At 59.1% G+C, this 16,865-nt stretch carries 17 protein-coding genes and 1 riboswitch; of the genes, 12 read left to right on the top strand and 5 right to left on the bottom strand.

Translation table 11 applies throughout. From position 1 onward, the window contains the following. Positions 1-173: 173 nt before the first annotated feature. From K529_RS12015 to rlmH, 3 genes are all read left to right on the top strand, one after another. On the top strand, positions 174-1,565 hold the full coding sequence (locus K529_RS12015; protein WP_005614253.1) for a mechanosensitive ion channel family protein: 1,392 nt from the start codon (positions 174-176) through the stop codon (positions 1,563-1,565). 141 nt (positions 1,566-1,706) lie between these two features. Then, positions 1,707-2,066, top strand: a complete 360-nt coding sequence (rsfS, locus tag K529_RS12010) for a ribosome silencing factor (protein WP_005614252.1) — start codon at positions 1,707-1,709, stop codon at positions 2,064-2,066. A 140-nt stretch (positions 2,067-2,206) separates the two neighbouring features. Continuing rightward, entirely contained in the window at positions 2,207-2,677 is a 471-nt protein-coding gene (gene rlmH, locus K529_RS12005) for a 23S rRNA (pseudouridine(1915)-N(3))-methyltransferase RlmH (protein WP_005614251.1), read from the top strand. A 6-nt stretch (positions 2,678-2,683) separates the two neighbouring features. On the opposite strand, the gene K529_RS12000 is transcribed toward rlmH, so the two are convergent. Together K529_RS12000 and K529_RS11995 are read right to left on the bottom strand one after the other, a co-directional pair. After that, positions 2,684-3,043: a hypothetical protein gene (locus tag K529_RS12000; RefSeq protein WP_005614250.1), complete on the bottom strand. Its 360-nt coding sequence runs from the start codon at positions 3,041-3,043 to the stop codon at positions 2,684-2,686. 35 nt (positions 3,044-3,078) lie between these two features. Beyond that, on the bottom strand, positions 3,079-3,801 hold the full coding sequence (locus tag K529_RS11995; protein ID WP_005614249.1) for a DUF599 domain-containing protein: 723 nt from the start codon (positions 3,799-3,801) through the stop codon (positions 3,079-3,081). An 81-nt stretch (positions 3,802-3,882) separates the two neighbouring features. Between K529_RS11995 and K529_RS11990 the strand changes: the two genes are divergently transcribed. The 7 genes from K529_RS11990 to K529_RS11960 all read left to right on the top strand — a co-directional run bounded on the left by K529_RS11990 (position 3,883) and on the right by K529_RS11960 (position 10,470). Continuing rightward, entirely contained in the window at positions 3,883-5,331 is a 1,449-nt protein-coding gene (locus K529_RS11990; RefSeq protein WP_005614248.1) for an FAD-linked oxidase C-terminal domain-containing protein, read from the top strand. Positions 5,332-5,388: 57 nt separating this feature from the next. After that, on the top strand, positions 5,389-6,480 hold the full coding sequence (locus K529_RS11985; protein WP_198528096.1) for an FAD-binding protein: 1,092 nt from the start codon (positions 5,389-5,391) through the stop codon (positions 6,478-6,480). Between the two features lie 2 nt (positions 6,481-6,482). Next, on the top strand, positions 6,483-6,851 hold the full coding sequence (locus K529_RS11980) for a hypothetical protein (RefSeq protein WP_046002112.1): 369 nt from the start codon (positions 6,483-6,485) through the stop codon (positions 6,849-6,851). 4 nt (positions 6,852-6,855) lie between these two features. Next, complete coding sequence (gene glcF / locus K529_RS11975; protein WP_005622232.1) at positions 6,856-8,175, top strand: glycolate oxidase subunit GlcF; 1,320 nt, start codon at positions 6,856-6,858, stop codon at positions 8,173-8,175. A 92-nt stretch (positions 8,176-8,267) separates the two neighbouring features. Then, entirely contained in the window at positions 8,268-9,122 is an 855-nt protein-coding gene (locus K529_RS11970; protein WP_193600241.1) for a trypsin-like serine peptidase, read from the top strand. A 141-nt stretch (positions 9,123-9,263) separates the two neighbouring features. Then, entirely contained in the window at positions 9,264-9,731 is a 468-nt protein-coding gene (locus tag K529_RS11965) for an Hsp20 family protein (protein WP_005622228.1), read from the top strand. 136 nt (positions 9,732-9,867) lie between these two features. Next, complete coding sequence (locus K529_RS11960; RefSeq protein ID WP_040642365.1) at positions 9,868-10,470, top strand: TetR/AcrR family transcriptional regulator; 603 nt, start codon at positions 9,868-9,870, stop codon at positions 10,468-10,470. Here K529_RS11960 and K529_RS11955 read toward each other — a convergent pair. Both K529_RS11955 and K529_RS11950 read right to left on the bottom strand, forming a co-directional pair. Next, a complete protein-coding gene (locus K529_RS11955) occupies positions 10,450-11,343 on the bottom strand; it encodes a DMT family transporter (protein WP_005622224.1) in 894 nt (297 codons plus the stop codon). The two genes, K529_RS11960 and K529_RS11955, sit on opposite strands and share 21 nt — an antisense overlap. Positions 11,344-11,432: 89 nt before the next feature. Continuing rightward, a riboswitch (FMN riboswitch) is annotated at positions 11,433-11,567 on the bottom strand. A 134-nt stretch (positions 11,568-11,701) separates the two neighbouring features. Continuing rightward, entirely contained in the window at positions 11,702-13,873 is a 2,172-nt protein-coding gene (locus K529_RS11950) for an esterase-like activity of phytase family protein (protein ID WP_198528095.1), read from the bottom strand. A gap of 170 nt (positions 13,874-14,043) precedes the next feature. On the opposite strand from K529_RS11950, the gene K529_RS11945 reads away from it, so the two are divergent. Beyond that, the gene (locus tag K529_RS11945) at positions 14,044-14,475 is read left to right on the top strand and encodes a globin domain-containing protein (protein WP_005622221.1); all 432 of its coding nucleotides are present in this window, start codon (positions 14,044-14,046) and stop codon (positions 14,473-14,475) included. A 10-nt stretch (positions 14,476-14,485) separates the two neighbouring features. Here the strand turns inward: K529_RS11945 and K529_RS11940 are convergent, their stop codons facing one another. Continuing rightward, positions 14,486-15,958 carry an NAD-dependent succinate-semialdehyde dehydrogenase gene (locus tag K529_RS11940; RefSeq protein WP_046002110.1) on the bottom strand — a complete coding sequence of 491 codons (1,473 nt, stop codon included), beginning with the start codon at positions 15,956-15,958 and terminating at the stop codon, positions 14,486-14,488. Between the two features lie 103 nt (positions 15,959-16,061). On the opposite strand from K529_RS11940, the gene K529_RS11935 reads away from it, so the two are divergent. Next, positions 16,062-16,847 carry an alpha/beta hydrolase gene (locus tag K529_RS11935; RefSeq protein WP_005630022.1) on the top strand — a complete coding sequence of 262 codons (786 nt, stop codon included), beginning with the start codon at positions 16,062-16,064 and terminating at the stop codon, positions 16,845-16,847. Positions 16,848-16,865: the final 18 nt, after the last annotated feature.

Here is a 16,865-nt window from a genome sequence, read left to right as displayed (position 1 = left end):
GCGCGGTCCTGAAGGGCAATAGTCTGAGCCAATACGTGAGTCATGCCTTGTGGAATATATCCACACCTTCCGACAATCAAGATTCGTTCTCGGGCTTGTGAGCACTGAAGTTCCGGAGTTCCCCTTGCCTCAGGGCCGCCGTGCGGGACATGCTGGAGCGAAGGAGGACCGGAATGGAGCAAGACATTCTGCCCGAGGCGGTGCAGGGCACATTGCAATATTTGATCGCGCAGGCGCAAATCTATTGGGATATGGCGCTAACCCCCGGTTGGCGCCAGTATCAGGTGCTGATCGTCATTGCGTTGGTGCTGGCCTCGATCGTAATGCGCAAGGTCACGCATGGACGTTGGGAAGCATGGGCAAGATCGCGTGAGGGTTGGCCCAAATGGCGCCTGCGTTTGCTGGTGCAAGTGCTCAGGCGGTTGTCGTTGATCTACTTCACGGTGTTCTCTTGGGCCGTTTACGCGATCATGCGCGAGGTCACATGGCCGTCCCGCAGTTACCTGATCGGAGCGGTGGCAAAGCTCGCGGCAGCGTGGCTGGTGATCGCACTTATCTCACGGTTCATCGCCAATCCGACATTGCGAAAACTCGCATCACGGCTTTTGTGGATCTACGCGACACTGGCGGTGTTCAATCTGGTGGACGATGCCGCTCAGATCCTCGATTCCATCGCATTGAATTTCGGTTCTCTGCATCTTTCGCTGCTGGTCGTGCTAAAGGCCGTAGTGCTGGCAACGGCAATGCTGACGCTGGCGCGGATGGGCTCCGGGCTTGCGGAACGTGGCCTGAAGGGGAACGAGGATCTCTCCCCATCTATGAAAGTGCTGGCGGGCAAGGCCGTTCAGGTTCTGCTCTATGGGGTTGCCTTTGTGATCGTCATTCGGTCGGTCGGCTTTGATCTCACCGGGCTGGCTGTTCTGTCTGGTGCCGTGGGTGTGGGGATCGGTTTTGGCCTGCAAAAGGTGGTCTCGAACCTTGTGTCTGGCATTATCATTTTGATGGACCGATCCATTAAACCGGGCGATGTGATCTCCCTTGGCGAGACCTTTGGCTGGATTAATGCTCTGGGCGCGCGCTATGTGTCTGTGGTGACGCGGGACGGCAAGGAATATCTGATCCCGAACGAGGACCTGATCACCTCGCAGGTGGTGAACTGGTCGCATTCCAACCGGTTTGTGCGGCTCGATATACACTTCGGCACCAGCTATGACGATGACCCGCACTTGGTGCGTAAGGTGGCGATTGCGGCGACTATGACCGTCGACCGGGTGCTGGAGCGCGAAGGCATGAAGCCCGTGTGCCATATCGTCGGGTTCGGCGACAGCAGCGTCGATTACATCCTGCGGTTCTGGATCACCGATCCGACAGGGGGCCTTACCAACATTCGCGGTAACGTCTTTCTGGCACTCTGGGATGCATTCAAGGCTGAGGGGATCTCAATTCCGTTCCCACAGCGGGAACTGCGTGTTTTGAACGAAAAACTAGCGGTTCAGATGGCGGATGATCGCAGAGTTCCTGAGGGCGCTGATGGCACGGTGACACAGTCGCGCGGCGGTGCTTGAAGCTTGATTGAAAAGGGGCCGCTCAGTTGCTACATTTAATCCGACCCCAGCGCCGGGGGTCCGTCGGCGCGCAGCAAGGAGGACAATGTCCTGGCACCCCAACCTCAGGCGGCAGTTGCCGCCCCGTCCGGAGCAGCCGTGATGGCCGCTTCTGCACCTCAATTCTCCAGCGAGGATCTGCTGGAGCGCATTCTTTCCTCTCTCGATGAAGACAAGGCCGAGGACGTCACGCGGATCGACCTGCGCGGCAAGACCTCCATCGGCGACTATATGGTCGTGGCGTCAGGCCGTTCGACCCGTCAGGTCGCGGCGATGTCTGAGAAACTCACTGAGAAGCTGAAGCATGAATTCGGCGTCTCCTGTAAGGTCGAAGGTAAGGACACAGGTGACTGGGTTCTGATCGATACCGGTGATGTGATCGTGCATATCTTCCGTCCCGAAGTGCGCGAGTTCTACCAGATCGAAAAGATGTGGCTGCCCGCAGGCGCAGTCGCCAGCTAAGACGGTTGTAATCGAGACCCGTTGCGGGTCGGGCGTTGCCTGACCCGAAGTTGTCTTGTTCATTCCCGGCATGGCTAGCGTGCTCTCAGAAATGACGCATGCAACCGCCGGGCGCTCTCTTTTGACATCAGGAATCCCTCATGCGCGTGCATATCTGCGCGATCGGGCGTTTGCGCGCCGGGCCGGAAAAGACATTGATCGATGACTACTTACAGCGGTTTGATCGCAGCGGGCGGGCACTCGGTCTTGGCCCGACCAAGGTGATCGAGGTCGAAGACAAGAAGAACGCCGGTATGGGCGCGGAGGCGGATCTGTTGCGCAAGGCGCTGCCCAAGGGGGCCTTGATCTGCACGCTGGATGAGCGTGGCAAGGTGATCTCTTCGCCGGATTTTGCGGATCGGCTTGCGGGGTGGCGCGACATGGGGCGGCAGGATCTGGCGCTGATTATCGGTGGCGCAGACGGGATCGACCCCTCACTGCGGGCCGAGGCGGATTTTTCGATCTCATTCGGGAAAATGGTCTGGCCGCATATGATGGTGCGCCTGATGCTTGCAGAACAGATCTATCGGGCCGCGACCATCCTGTCCGGTAGCCCTTATCACCGGGTCTGACGGGCTTCAGGGCAGGTCGATCACCGTGGTGTCCTGCGCCCAGCCGTCGACACTGCACCGCGCCTGTATTTGTACTTTCTTGACGCCTTCTGGCACCTGAACGCCACCGAGCGAACGTGTGAAGGGTTGTTCATTTACATGCGGATGCGCCAACACGCGCAGACCGAGTTCATTGCCCTCCATATCCAGAACCCGCCATCCGTCGGCATAGTGATCCCAGCCCGTGTCCGGGTGGGACAGCGTGACGGAAAAGCTCCAGCTGTCGCCACGTTTCACTGCGGTCGCGTTTTCAACAACGGGATCAGCCGCCAGGACCATCTGTGGTGCGACGAGGAACTGCAGCGATATGAGGACATGTTTCAACATGCGCTCAGGCTAGCTAATTCCCCAGGGGAGTGCGGTCACATTTTGGTGGGGGCGGTAATTTTGGGTTCTGACTGCATCAGGATGCGGCGGGACCGCGAGATGAACTCGCGGCGATAAAGCACCGCAAGGGTGATCACGGTGGCGAGGATGAGCGCCTCGGCCCCCACCAGCCACGCCAGCCCGGCAAGCGAGAAATAGGTGGCCCGCAGACCGCGATTGAAACTGCGTGCCGCCGTGATGTTGATTTCGGCGGCCTGTTGCGCCCGCGGATAGGCGCGGGGATCGCTGGGCTCATTCGGGACCGCAGCCATCAGAACCGAGCAGTAACCAAACAGCCGGTGCGACCAGACAAAGGCAAGAAACGCGTTGGTGAGCGCGGCCAAGACCAACAGGATCTTGATCTCCCAGACAAAATCCGGGGTTTGCCCCAGCGCCAGATCCTGCGCCACGCCGGCGAGTTGTTCTGTGTTGCCGATCAGCGCCAGCCCAGCCCCAAGCGCCAGCATGGTGGCCGATGCAAAAAAGGCGGTGGCCTGCCGCAATGAGGAAATCACCTGCGAATCAAAGATGCGTGGAGACCGGGTCACCATCTCCTTCATCCATTCGCGCCGGAAATCCGCCATCAGAAGCGAGACTGAGGGCCGTGATTTACTGGGGTTCTCAATGCGCCAGCCGATCCATAGCCAGCCCAGTATGTAACAGGCCAGGCTTATGAAATCCCACGCAGAAAACAGTGACAGTCGCTCGATCCAGATCATGGTCCGACCCTAGCTCAGTCAGTTCGCCCTTGCCAGTAGAGATGAATTGGTAATATTATTTTACCAAAGAGGAGAGCCCGCATGGAGATGCCCACCCCCAATGCCGCCATCCTGGCCCGAAAGGCCGAGTTGCTGAAACGATTGCAGCAGGTGTTGCCCGATGATGCGCTGATCTCGGATGAGGCGGAGACGCGCGCTTATGAGTGTGATGCGCTGACGGCCTACAAATGCCCGCCGATGCTGGCCGTGTTGCCGCGCTCGACCCAAGAGGTGTCGGACGTGCTGCGGATCTGTCATGACATGAATGTGCCGGTGGTACCTCGGGGGGCAGGGACGTCTCTTGCCGGTGGGGCACTGCCAACCGCCGATTGTGTGATCCTCGGCGTGGCACGAATGAACGAGGTTCTGGAAACCGATTACGCCAATCGTATCATCCGTGTGCAGACCGGACGCACAAACCTTTCGGTCTCTGGCGCGGTGGAAGAAGAGGATTTCTTCTATGCGCCCGACCCATCCTCGCAGTTGGCCTGTGCGATCGCGGGCAATATCGCCATGAACTCTGGCGGGGCGCATTGCCTCAAATACGGTGTGACCACCAACAACCTCCTTGGGGTGACGATGGTGATGATGGATGGCACTGTGGTCGAGATTGGTGGCGCGCATCTGGACGCAGCCGGGCTGGATCTGCTGGGTGTGATCTGTGGCAGCGAGGGCCAGCTGGGCGTGGTGACTGAGGCAACCTTGCGTATCCTGCGCAAACCCGAAGGCGCGCGCCCTGTGCTTATCGCCTTTGACAGCAATGAGGTGGCGGGGGCCTGTGTGTCGGATATCATCAAGGCCGGTGTGTTGCCTGTCGCGATCGAGTTCATGGACCGCCCCTGTATCGAGGCCTGCGAAGCCTTTGCCAAAGCGGGGTATCCGATGTGCGAGGCGTTGCTCATCATCGAGGTCGAGGGGTCCGAGGCGGAAATCGCGCATCAGTTGGGGCTGATCATAGAGATCGCACAAAAACATAACCCGGTGGAACTGCGCGAAGCAGGCGATGCCGATGAGGCCGCGCGGATCTGGCTGGGGCGAAAATCGGCCTTTGGGGCCATGGGGCAAATCAACGACTACATGTGTCTTGACGGAACCATCCCGGTGTCTGCCCTGCCGCAGGTCCTGCGCCGTATCGAGGAGATGAGTGCAGAATTTGGCCTGAAAGTCGCAAATGTCTTTCATGCGGGGGATGGTAATATGCACCCGCTCATCCTGTTTGACGCCAACAAACCCGGCGATCTGGAATGCTGCGAGGCCTTTGGGGCTGAAATTCTGAAGCTGTGTGTCGAAGTAGGAGGCTGCCTGACCGGAGAGCACGGCGTGGGGATCGAGAAACGCGATCTGATGCTGCACCAGTATGAGGCTGCAGACATCGAGGCGCAGTTGCGTGTGAAGGATGTGTTTGATCCGAAGTGGCTGCTCAACCCGGCGAAGGTTTTTCCTCTGTCGAGCACAGAGAGCCGCCGCACCGTTTGTCTTGCCGCAGAGTGACACGCCATGGGGACTTTGCCCCCAGACCCCCAAGGATATTTGGAAGAAGATGAAATGATGACACCGCAAAGTGAGGCTGAACTGGCCGACATCATTGCTGGGGCAAATGGGCCTCTTTGCATCGAGGGCGGCGGGACGCGGGGTATTGAGGTGCCTGGTGAGCGGCTGAGGACGGGTGGTCTGTCGGGCGTGACCCTTTATGAGCCGGGGGCTCTGACGCTGGTGGTACAGGCGGGCACGCCGGTGTCCGAGATTGAGGCGCTGCTGGCGACGGAGAACCAGCGTCTGGCGTTCGAGCCTGTGGATTTTCGGAGCTCGCTGGGGACTAGAGGGGAGCCGACAATAGGTGGCGTTGTTGCCACCAATGCCTCCGGCCCGCGGCGCATTCAGGGGGGTGCTGCGCGGGACTTTCTGCTTGGCGTGCGGTTTGTCGATGGGCGCGGAGAGGTGCTGCGCAATGGTGGCAGGGTGATGAAAAATGTCACCGGCTATGATCTGGTTAAGCTGATGGCGGGATCACATGGCACACTTGGTGTGTTGACGGAGGTCGCCCTCAAGGTGCTGCCACGTTCTGAGACCGAGGCCACTCTGGCGGTTGAAGAGATTGATCTTGCCGCCGGGATTGCCTGTTTGTCGGAGGCTCTGGGCTCGCCGTTTGATGTGACCGGGGCCGCATATGACCCGAATGCGCAACGGGCCTATGTGCGGCTTGAGGGGTTTGAGGCTTCTGTGGCCTATCGCGCCAAGGCATTGCGAGAGCAGCTTGGGCGCTATGGCGCGGTGACAGAGGTGTCTGGCTCGGGTGAGCTGTGGCGCGGTCTTCGTGATCTGCATGATTTTGCGGGGCTGGGGGGCGATATCTGGCGGGTGTCTGTCAAACCGACGGACGCGGTGGACCTGATCCCGACATTGGGGGCAACGAGATGTCTCTGTGATTGGGGCGGCGGTCTGGTCTGGGCCTTGATGCCCGAAGGCGTGGACTTGCGGCAGCGCATGACGGTGCCCGGTCATGCAACATTGATCCGATCTGGCGCTGGCACATCGGTGCCGCGCCACCATCCGGAGGCCGCACCACTGGCGGCGATCTCCGCGGGATTGCGTCGGCAATTTGATCCGCGACACATTTTGAATGCAGGATTGATGGGGTAGCGATGGATGTGATCTTTATCTTTGTGGCGGGCGTTCCTGTCTTTGTGGTGCTGTCGGTGATCCCGGCGGCAAGACTGGGCCTCGCCGCCAGCCTCATCGTCGGGGCCGGGATCATTGCCTATAGCTTTGGTCTGGCGCCGATCACGGGCAGCGATCCGGCGGGGAACGCGATGTCCAATGGCTACCGCGGGATATTGCATATCTCGGCAGCCGGTGGGGCAGGGGTTGCCGCGCTCTTTCATCTGACCCGCATATATATCCCGAAATTTCCCGAGCCTGCGCTCAATATCCTCCGGTACATTGTGTTCCTGCTGCTGAGCTTGCCCGGTGGGATGATGGGAGCTTGGATCGTGGCAGAGGCGTTGGTGTAGGACGATGCAGACCAGTTTTTCCGATGAACAACTTCAAAACCCCGGAACGCAACGCGCGAATGAGATCCTGCGCACTTGCGTGCACTGCGGTTTCTGCACCGCCACCTGTCCGACCTATCAGGTGCTGGGCGATGAGCTCGACAGCCCGCGCGGGCGGATCTACCTGATCAAGGACATGCTGGAAAACGAGCGTGTTCCGGATGAGAAAACCGTCAAACATATCGACCGCTGCCTGTCTTGTCTGGCCTGCATGACCACTTGCCCGTCTGGCGTGCATTACATGCATCTGGTGGATCATGCGCGCGCCTATATCGACAAGCACTACAAACGGCCCTTTGGCGACCGCGCACTGCGCTGGATTCTGGCGCGTGTGTTGCCCTATCCGACCCGTTTCCGGCTAGCGCTTCTTGGAGCGAAGATTGCGCGGCCCTTCCGGGGATGGATGCCGGATGCGCGGCTGCGGGCGATGCTGGAGATGGCACCCAAAGTGATCCCTCCGGTGAGCCGAAATGACGACCCGCAGAGCTTTGCGCCGGAAGTTGCGCAGGTAAAGCGCGTCGCGTTGATGACGGGGTGTGCGCAAAAGGCGCTGAACACCGATATCAATGACGCCACCATTCGCCTGCTGCGGCGTTTGGGCTGCGAGGTCGTAGTGGCCGAAGGCGCAGGCTGCTGCGGCGCGCTTACGCACCACATGGGACGCGAGGATGAGAGCCACGGGGCGGCGGCAAAGAATATCCACGCCTGGATGGCAGAGAAAAATGGCAAAGGTCTGGACGCGATTGTCATCAACACATCCGGCTGCGGCACCACCGTAAAGGACTACGGTCACATGTTCTGCAACGATGCCTTGGCGGAGGATGCGGCAACGGTCTCTGGCCTTGCGATGGATGTCTCTGAATTGCTGATGCAGCTTGACCTGCCTGAGGGCGCGGACAAGGGGCTGACCATCGCCTATCATGCCGCCTGTTCCTTGCAGCACGGACAACAGATCAAGACCCACCCGAAGACCTTGCTGAAACGTGCCGGGTTCAAAGTGGTGGAGCCAGCGGACAGCCATTTGTGTTGCGGCTCTGCCGGGACTTATAATCTGTTGCAGCCGGAAATTTCGGCGCAACTTAAGGCGCGAAAACTACGCACGCTTGAGGCAAAGAACCCGGATATTATTGCAGCGGGCAACATCGGGTGCATGATGCAGATCGGGTCTGGCACCAACATCCCAATCGTGCATACGGTTGAGCTGTTGGACTGGGCAACCGGGGGACCCAAACCGCCTGCGCTGGAAGCGGAGTGCAGCCGATCCGATGTTCCCATCTTGCGTTGAACCTGCGCAAACGGCATCACCAAGGGATGCGCGGAATCGCCCACGCGCGCCCAATTTTTGCCCGAAGCGTTGGCTAGACTGCCGCATGAGGGATGTGGAGAGTGTCTGTGCTGCCGATGAAGCGTTTGATTTTGAGCGGGGTGTTTTGCGCCTTGTCTGCTGCCGCGATGGCGGGCACGACCCTGAGCGGGGAGAATACCCGGCTCAAGAGCCTGGAGACCACCGACGCGGGGCGCGATTGGGAGGCGGTTGGCCGTCTGGATCGTAAGGGCGAGGGGTTTTGCACAGGTGCGTTGATTGCGCCCGACATTGTTTTGACGGCCGCGCATTGCCTTTATGATCGTGACACGATGGAGCAGATCGACCCGACCTCCATTGAGTTTCTGGCGGGGTGGCGCAATGGGCGTGCCTCGGCCTATCGCGCGGTAAAACGTGCGGTGCTGCATCCGTCTTATGTCTACGATGGCACGCTATCGGCAAAACGGGTGCGCAACGACATTGCCTTGCTGCAATTGCAACGCCCCATTCGCAATACCACCGTCACACCGTTTGAAACGGACGCCCGCCCGCGTAAGGGGGCACGGGTCGGTGTGGTGTCCTACGCGCAGGATCGGTCCGAGGCCCCTTCGCTGCAAGAGGTCTGCATGGTAATCGCCCGTCAGGATGGCGTGCTGGTGATGTCCTGCGATGTGGATTTCGGCGCGTCCGGCGCGCCGGTGTTCTCCTTCGAGGGGGAGCGTCCCCGGATTGTTTCCGTGGTTTCCGCCAAAGCGCGAGTGGAGGGATCTGCAGTTTCGCTTGGCGCGTCACTTGCGGATGAACTGGCGCTACTGGAGGCGCAATTGACAGGTGCCCATGTCGGGAGCCGTATGCCGCAAGGTGTTGGCCGGGTGCAGGTCGGCGAGCCACGCCGCAACGATCTCGGCGCAAAATTTATCTCCAATTGAGCATGAACCTCTTGAAACTGCGGTGACCCTTCATAAATCGGAGGGTGTTCAGGGCGCCAATGATTGGGCTCTGAGAAAGAACCGCCCGTCCCGTGTTGGGAGGGCTTCATAGCAGTTATCGCTCAAAGATGAGGATGAACCATGCGTACGTTTGATTTTGCTCCGCTGCACCGTGCAACGGTTGGATTTGACCAGATTGCAGACCTGATGGATCGGGTCATGAGCTCGGATATCCAGCAGCCCAGCTACCCCCCTTACAACATCGAAAAAACCTCAGAAGATGCCTACCGCATCTCGATCGCCGTCGCTGGGTTTTCCGAAGATGAGCTGAACGTCGAGGTGAAGGAACACGCCTTGGTCGTGTCGGCGCGCAAAACCGAAGAGGCTGGCGAGCGCACCTATCTGCATCGCGGTATTGCCACTCGCGCGTTTGAACGCCGCTTTACGCTGGCGGATCACGTGCGGGTCGAAGGTGCAAGCCACGCCGACGGTATGCTCCATATCGACCTGGTGCGCGAAGTTCCCGAAGCGCTGAAACCGCGCCGGATTGAAATCGCATCCGCCGCAGGATCCAAGCCCAAGGAAATCGCGGGCTCGACCGTGAACTGATCCCTCCCCGGGATGCACAGGCATCCTGTTTGCTGCGCCCCCGGTCTTACGGCTGGGGGCGATTTTATTTGTGGATTTACGCACCCCTACCAATCGGTAGGTTGCCGCCCACGTGATCACCTGTGTTAATGGCGCAATGACATTACGTGATGCGCCATCCAAGACCCGGACCCAACTCATTGAAAGCGCGTGCCGCCTGTTTGCGGCGCATGGATATGCCGGGGCCTCGATCTCAAGCATCGCCAGAGAGTTAGGCCTGAGCAAGCAGGCGCTTTTGCACCACTTTGGCAGCAAAGGCGCATTATATACGCTCGCGGTCGAGCAGGCGGCCGCAGCGGTACTGCAGTTGCTTTTTGACGCGATGGAAGATGATCATCCGCCCGAAGATCAGTTGGCGGCTTTCTTTGCATCCTATCAGCGGCTCTTGAGCGTGGACTCCACTGCAGGGCAACTCGTACTGCGTGAACTATTGGACCACGCCCTGACCTCGGAAACAGGGGGTGCTTTGGACACGTTACTCGAAAGCCTCGTTGCCACCGTGCAGGCGACCGAGCGCTGGCAGGGCGCGGGTGTTGCCGGGGCGCTGGCAGTCGTTACGCAGCTGTTGGGGGCTGCGTCACTCATGTCATCGGCAGAGAGCTCGCTGAGCGCAAAATTTGGCAGTGGTACTGTGACGAAAGCTCAATCGCGCACGGCAGAAATTTCTGCAGAACTTGTTTCAGGTATTTTGCGCGGGTGAGGGTGGCCGGGCGCGGGCCTCCCGGCTCAACAGATAGATGCTGGCCACAAGGATCAGCATGGTGCCGAGCCACATATTCCCGTCAGGCATAAATCCAAAGACCAGCGCGCCAAGACCGACGTTGAACACCAGTTTCAGGTGATCAAAGGGCTGCAAAAACGCCGCATCGGCGAGCGTATAGGCACGCACCAAAGTATGCTGCGCAAGTGCGGTCAAAAGCCCGGCCCCGATCACCAGCCAAAGCGTTCCTTGTGGCAGGGTAAAGCCGGTGCTGGCCGTGAGCAACGCATTGGCGGGGCTCAGCAGCAGCAGCAGGTAAATGGTGACGGTCTCGGTGTTGTCGCGGCGTGTGAGTTGCTTGGTCACTACGGAACTTGCTGCCCAGAAGGCGGCAGCAGCCACCGGGAGCAGTGCTGCCAGTTGAAACCGGTCCGACCACGGCGCAAGGATCACCATGCCGCCGATAAGGCCCACGACAACCGCGCCCCAGCGATGCAACGAGACCTCTTCACGCAGGAACAGCCCCGCCCCGATGGTGACAAAGAAGGGCGACAACAGGATCAGCGCAATTGCCTGCCAGATCGGCACATGGGCAAGCCCCAGTGTCCAGAGTTGCACGCCAGCGACGGCCAGCGCGACACGCAGCACATGGGATGCGATCTGTCGGGTCGACAGCACAGCCGACCGATTGCGCCAGATCCATGGAATATAAAACAAAAGCGCGATCAGATACTGCCAGAAGGTCACCGTCGGAGCGGAGGCCCCATGAAGCATGGTGGCCGATTGCAGCGCGGTGTTGACCAGCGCGAAACAGGCTCCGGCGATGACCATGAGGCCAGCCGCCTTGAGCGGGGTGGGGAGCGTTTGAGCCATCTGCGTGTCGTCCTTTCCTCGGTACGCATGTGACCCAAGGCAGACGAACAGACCCGATGCCGCCTCCGGATTAGGGGCGGTGCGGGGCTCTCCATTCTCTTCCATCCGGACTATGACCGTCGGCCCCGGAATTGCGCCGGGTCTGCTGACACCTTTGCAAAAGCAAAGGCCGCTCGTGGGCTGTGACCACCGGTAGGGAATTTCACCCTGCCCTGAGAATATCACCTCACTTTCTTGAGGTGACAAAGACATAGCCAAGCTGACTGGCAAAGAAAAGCGTCCCGTGTATAACGTGAAAGAGGCCCCCGTTTGGAGGCCTCTTTGCGTGGTCGGAATGTCGGCTGAATGGGCGAGCGGGTTACTCGACCTTGAAGGACCAGAACATGGTCTCGCCAGAGCTGTCATCGACGCCGTCGTTGTCGGTGGCAACCCATGCGGTGCCATCTGCCATGATGGCCAGCCCTTCGACTTTATCGAGGACATAACCGCCGGTGGATTTCAGATCGGGCAGCAGGTCGCGGACCTCTTCCTTGGTCACGACAGGCAACTCACCACCGAGCGGAGCAGGGGTCATTTCAGACAGGGCAACGCGGTAGATCTTCTTAGTGACCGCGCGATCATCATGCTGGTTGTCACGCTCGACGATGTAGACATAGTCGCCATAAGCCACGATCTCGGACAGGCCGACCCAGCCGGTTGCTGGCTCTGTCTTGGGATAATGAACCGCTCCCCACTCTTTGGTTTCCAGGTTGTAGGACACCAGTTTTACAAGGTTTTTGGGGTCGTCCTTCCACTCACGCTGCACCGCCATCCAGAGCGTGTTGCCAACCTTGGTGATGCCTTCGAACCCAAAGCGCTTTTCCACCGCTTGCAGTTCCGCCGGGATGGTGATCTCGCCCTTGTTGGTCTTGATCAGACCATCAGCGGTGACGTGATAGATCGCATGCGGAATGGCACGCTCCGTGCGGCCTTCGGAGGCCACGTAGAAGCCGCCCTTGCCGTCCAGTGTGATGCCTTCGAGGTCGAGCTTCTGAGCCGCATCGCCATTGGCGCGATGAATGCGGATCACATCGGTGATGCGCGCCGGGGTCTGCGACGGGTCGATTTTGAAGATGGAGGGCTGGAAGCCATAGAAGCTGTCGTTCACAGCCCAGATCATCCCGTCTTCATCCGCGACCATGCCCGAGATTGCACCCCAGCCGATCAATTCATCCGCGCCTGCAGAGGTCAGATGCGGATAGACCGGCGCGCCATCCTGACGTTCGAACAGCATCACATGCGCCCGCGCGCCACCGTCCTCAATGAGGTCTTTTTCATTGGCGGAGATCAGCAGGCCGCGCTCCGGAATGGTGACATAGCCCTCGGGGCCAGTGCCCGACGGCAGCAGCTGGGTCAGAACCGGGTTCGCCGGGTCAGTGACGTCATAGACCCCCACGACCGAGGCGCGCTCGGCCCCGACAAAGACATAGGGCGTACCGTCGAATTCCGCGAAGGTCACGGATTCAGGTTCCACGCCTTTGGCATCGGACCGTTTGTCCGGATAGTGGCCGATCTGGATGATGGCATGTTCGAAATCGACGCCGGAATCGTACACGAGCGTGCCATCTTTGTTGAAGATGCTCCAGCCACGCGAGCCGCCGTTGTAATCGCCTTCGTTGGCGATGGCGAAATGCTCATCATCAATCCATGTCACCGCATCGGGTTCGCGCAGGCGACCCTGCTGGCTCTCGGTAAAGATCAGCGCGCCGCGTTCATCCGTGGCGTCGATCCCGTCGAGATCAACGGAACCGGCGGAGAAGTGGTTCAGGATCTCACCCTCCTTGGAGACCACAACCAGATGGTTGTTTTCCTGCAAGGTCACGACAGTTTCGCCAAGGCCATTGATCGAAACATACTCAGGCTCGGGGTCGGAGCCGGCGATGTCGGCCAGCCCGGTCAGATCGACCATCTTCATGCTGGCGCAATCAAGGCCACCTTCGGTGGTGTTGACCATCACCAGGTTGCCCGCAGGCATCTGCGGGATGACGCCGTCGTTCAGGTCCTCGTCGCGCTCATTTTCGATCGCGATAGACAGAAAGGAACCGTCTTTGGCCTTGGCAACAGAGTCCGGCTGACCGCCGAGATCGCAGGAGGCAAGTTCCTTGCCGGTGGTCGTGTCAAAGGCCATCAACTGGCCGGAGGGCTGGGTGTAGCTCTCGGAGGTGTTGACGCCCACGTAGGCGATGGAACCGATGACAGCGACAGAGGTCGGCTCACCCGGCAGAGCGATGTTGCCCTTGGGGGCCGGGTTGGCGGCGTCGGTAATGTCGATCATGCCGAGTACCCCGAGCGGGCTGTCGGTATAAACCAGTGTCATGCCATCTGCAGTGACGTCGATGATCTCTGGCGAGCTTTCACGGGTTTGGTCTTCGCCTTCGGCCATGTTCTTGATGACGGGGAAGGACGCGATCCGGTTAAAGGATTTCTCAGCCTGCGCAAAACCAGCGGTCAGCGCGAGGGCAGAAGTCAGGCACACAAGGCGCAGGGACATCGGCAGCTCCTGTTGGAATTGTTGCAATGCCTTGGCCATGCCGATCCTGTGCAAAGTATTTACGACGGTTTTCTGTAAATTTAATGACGCATGCATAAGTCCGCATTTACGAAGTTTCGGTACTGTTCCTGACAATACGCTGCAAAAACCAACTCAGCGGGGGGTGTGCGATGGGGATAGCCATACTGCATCAGATTGATGCTCAACTGGTAAAAGGAAGCTTCAGACAGGTTTTTGCGCGCAAGGCTGCGCTCACGGATAAATTCTACGAGTACCTGTTTCTGGAAATGCCTGACACCAAGGCCATGTTCACCGGTGACTTCTCTCATCAGAAAGAGATGTTCGCCAGCGTGCTGGCCGCAGGTGTGCGCAGTCTTGGTCAAGACGCGGAATTGTTAGCGCTGATTGATCGCTTACTGCTGCGACACAGGCATCTGGGCCTGACCTCGGGACATATGTATATGGCGCAAAGGGCGCTGCTGTTGGCGTTTCGCGAGGTGATGGGGCCGCATTTAACCGCAGCCGAGGCGTCTGCATGGGGGGCGGCGATCCGCCGTCTCTGTCAGACGCTGGCGGCGGGGATAGACACCCCCGCCACCTGAATACCTGACCTTAGACGGACATGCAGAGGTATTTCATCTCGAGATAATCCTCGATGCCGTGATGGCTGCCCTCACGTCCCAAGCCGGATTGCTTAACGCCACCGAAGGGGGCCATTTCAGTTGAGATGATCCCGGTGTTGATACCGACGATGCCATATTCCAGTGCCTCTGCGACCTTGTACACGCGGCTCAGATCCTTGGCGTAGAAATAGGATGCGAGGCCAAAGATGGTGTCATTTGCCATCTCAATCACCTCGTCTTCGGTTTCAAACTTAAAGAGCGGTGCAAGCGGGCCAAATGTTTCGTCCTGGGCGAAGGCCATTTCTGGTGTTGCTCCGGTTACGATGGTCGGCTCAAAGAAAGTTCCGCCGAGTTCGGATGGATTGCCGCCAAGGATCACCTCAGCGCCCTTGTCCTTGGCATCCGCGATATGATCCTCGACTTTTTTGACCGCCGCGTCAGAGATCAGCGGACCGAAATGGATGCCATCTTCGAGACCGTCACCGACCTTCATGGCGGCAACTTTTTCTTTCAGCTTGGCAGCAAAGGCATCATAGATCCCTGCCTGCACGTAGATCCGGTTGGCGCAGACGCAGGTTTGGCCGTTGTTGCGGAATTTGCACATGATCGCGCCGTCGACTGCCGCGTCGAGGTCGGCGTCGTCAAAGACGATAAAGGGTGCGTTGCCACCCAATTCCATCGAACATTTCATCACCTGATCTGCAGCCTGCCGCAGCAGAATACGACCGACATTGGTGGAGCCAGTGAACGTCAGTTTGCGCACAATCGGGTTTTCGCAGAATTCCTTGCCAATGCCCGATGCATCGGATGCGGGAATGACATTGAACACACCCGCGGGGATGCCAGCACGCTCTGCCAAGACAGCCAGTGCGGTTGCTGAGAGCGGTGTCTCCGACGCGGGACGCGCCACAAAGGCGCACCCTGCGGCAAGCGCTGGGCCAGCCTTGCGGGTGATCATGGCATTGGGAAAATTCCATGGTGTGATAGAGGCCGCAACGCCAATCGGCTGCTTGATGACCGTGATGCGTTTGTCACGTTGGTGACCGGGAATGGTCTCGCCGTAGACGCGCTTGGCTTCTTCGGCAAAGAACTCGATGAAGGATGCACCATAAGCGATCTCACCGCGCGCCTCGGCCAGAGGTTTCCCCATCTCCGCAGTCAGGATTACGGCGAGGTCTTCTTGGTTCTCCATCATCAGATCAAACCATTTGCGCAGAACGCCAGCACGCTCTTTGCCGGTCCATTTCGCCCACTCTTTCTGAGCCGTATTGGCGGCTGCAATCATCTCGCGGGCCTGCATGCGGCTTACGTCCGCCACCTGCGCGATCACGTCACCACGTGCCGGGTTTGCCACTGCGAAAGTGCCCTCGCCAGCCATGAAGGCGCCGTTGATATAGGCACGCTCTTCCAGAAGGCTTGGATCCTTTAGAAGGGATTTCAGATCAGTTGTTGCGTCGAGCATGGGTTCCTCCGCAGATTCAGGTCTCGCAAATCAAAAGCAGTTGCGCCTAATGTTGTCCAGTGACAGCGATAAGTCTAGAAAATTAACACGTTAAGGGAATGTGATGGAACTCGACGACGCCTATGCCAACGGAGCCTATATCGAAGGAGCCGCAGACTACCCCCCGCGCTGGGCGGCCTCAGCCGAAGATTTCCGCAATAGCCTGCAAGAGCGGGCGCGACTGGACATCGCTTACGGCACAGGAGCGCGTCATAAATTCGATTTGTTCCTGCCAGAAGGCGAGCCCGTTGGGGTGTTCGTTTTTGTGCATGGCGGCTATTGGCTTGCCTTTGATAAATCCAGTTGGTCGCACCTTGCTGTCGGTGCGCTCGAGAAGGGCTGGGCGGTGGCGATGCCGTCTTATGATCTTTGCCCGGATGTGCGCATTCCTGAGATCACGCAAGAGATCGCGCAGGCGGTTCAGGCGGCGGCCAAAGAAATCGATGGCCCGATTGTGCTGGCAGGACATTCGGCGGGCGGACATCTGGTTGCACGGATGCTCGATAAATCAGTCCTGCCTGAGGCGGTCGGGAGCCGGATTCGAACCGTCGTGCCCATTTCGCCTTTGTCGGATCTACGACCTTTGCTGCGCACGTCTATGAACGAGAAGTTCAAGATGGATGCGGAGGAGGCCGCAGCGGAGAGCCCGGTTGAGATGCAAGACCGCTATGAGGCCAATGTGACGGTCTGGGTTGGTGGGGCGGAACGGCCTGCCTTCCTTGATCAGGCGATCTGGCTGGTGGAGGCATGGGAAGCGGATCACGTCATTGCCTTTGAAAAACACCATTTCAATGTGATCGAACCGCTCGCAGATCCTGAAAGCGATCTGGTCGCGGTGATTACGGGCTGATCAAATACCCTGCCCGGA

Source organism: Tritonibacter mobilis F1926, from assembly GCF_000376545.2.
GTDB classification, from domain to species: Bacteria; Pseudomonadota; Alphaproteobacteria; order Rhodobacterales; family Rhodobacteraceae; genus Epibacterium; species Epibacterium mobile.
Note: the sequence above shows the minus strand (reverse complement) of the source record. Positions and strands in the feature narration are given on the sequence as shown.

Bases quoted from the DNA above. Each gene is read 5' to 3' on its own strand.
- rsfS (WP_005614252.1), top strand. From the start codon at position 1,707: ATGGCCGCTTCTGCACCTCAATTCTCCAGCGAGGATCTGCTGGAGCGC.
- K529_RS11995 (WP_005614249.1), bottom strand. From the start codon at position 3,801: ATGATCTGGATCGAGCGACTGTCACTGTTTTCTGCGTGGGATTTCATA.
- K529_RS12000 (WP_005614250.1), bottom strand. From the start codon at position 3,043: ATGTTGAAACATGTCCTCATATCGCTGCAGTTCCTCGTCGCACCACAG.
- glcF (WP_005622232.1), top strand. From the start codon at position 6,856: ATGCAGACCAGTTTTTCCGATGAACAACTTCAAAACCCCGGAACGCAA.
- K529_RS11935 (WP_005630022.1), top strand. From the start codon at position 16,062: ATGGAACTCGACGACGCCTATGCCAACGGAGCCTATATCGAAGGAGCC.
- K529_RS12015 (WP_005614253.1), top strand. From the start codon at position 174: ATGGAGCAAGACATTCTGCCCGAGGCGGTGCAGGGCACATTGCAATAT.
- K529_RS11965 (WP_005622228.1), top strand. From the start codon at position 9,264: ATGCGTACGTTTGATTTTGCTCCGCTGCACCGTGCAACGGTTGGATTT.
- K529_RS11970 (WP_193600241.1), top strand. From the start codon at position 8,268: ATGTGGAGAGTGTCTGTGCTGCCGATGAAGCGTTTGATTTTGAGCGGG.
- K529_RS11960 (WP_040642365.1), top strand. From the start codon at position 9,868: ATGACATTACGTGATGCGCCATCCAAGACCCGGACCCAACTCATTGAA.
- K529_RS11985 (WP_198528096.1), top strand. From the start codon at position 5,389: ATGACACCGCAAAGTGAGGCTGAACTGGCCGACATCATTGCTGGGGCA.
- K529_RS11950 (WP_198528095.1), bottom strand. From the start codon at position 13,873: ATGTCCCTGCGCCTTGTGTGCCTGACTTCTGCCCTCGCGCTGACCGCT.
- K529_RS11940 (WP_046002110.1), bottom strand. From the start codon at position 15,958: ATGCTCGACGCAACAACTGATCTGAAATCCCTTCTAAAGGATCCAAGC.
- rlmH (WP_005614251.1), top strand. From the start codon at position 2,207: ATGCGCGTGCATATCTGCGCGATCGGGCGTTTGCGCGCCGGGCCGGAA.
- K529_RS11955 (WP_005622224.1), bottom strand. From the start codon at position 11,343: ATGGCTCAAACGCTCCCCACCCCGCTCAAGGCGGCTGGCCTCATGGTC.
- K529_RS11945 (WP_005622221.1), top strand. From the start codon at position 14,044: ATGGGGATAGCCATACTGCATCAGATTGATGCTCAACTGGTAAAAGGA.
- K529_RS11990 (WP_005614248.1), top strand. From the start codon at position 3,883: ATGGAGATGCCCACCCCCAATGCCGCCATCCTGGCCCGAAAGGCCGAG.
- K529_RS11980 (WP_046002112.1), top strand. From the start codon at position 6,483: ATGGATGTGATCTTTATCTTTGTGGCGGGCGTTCCTGTCTTTGTGGTG.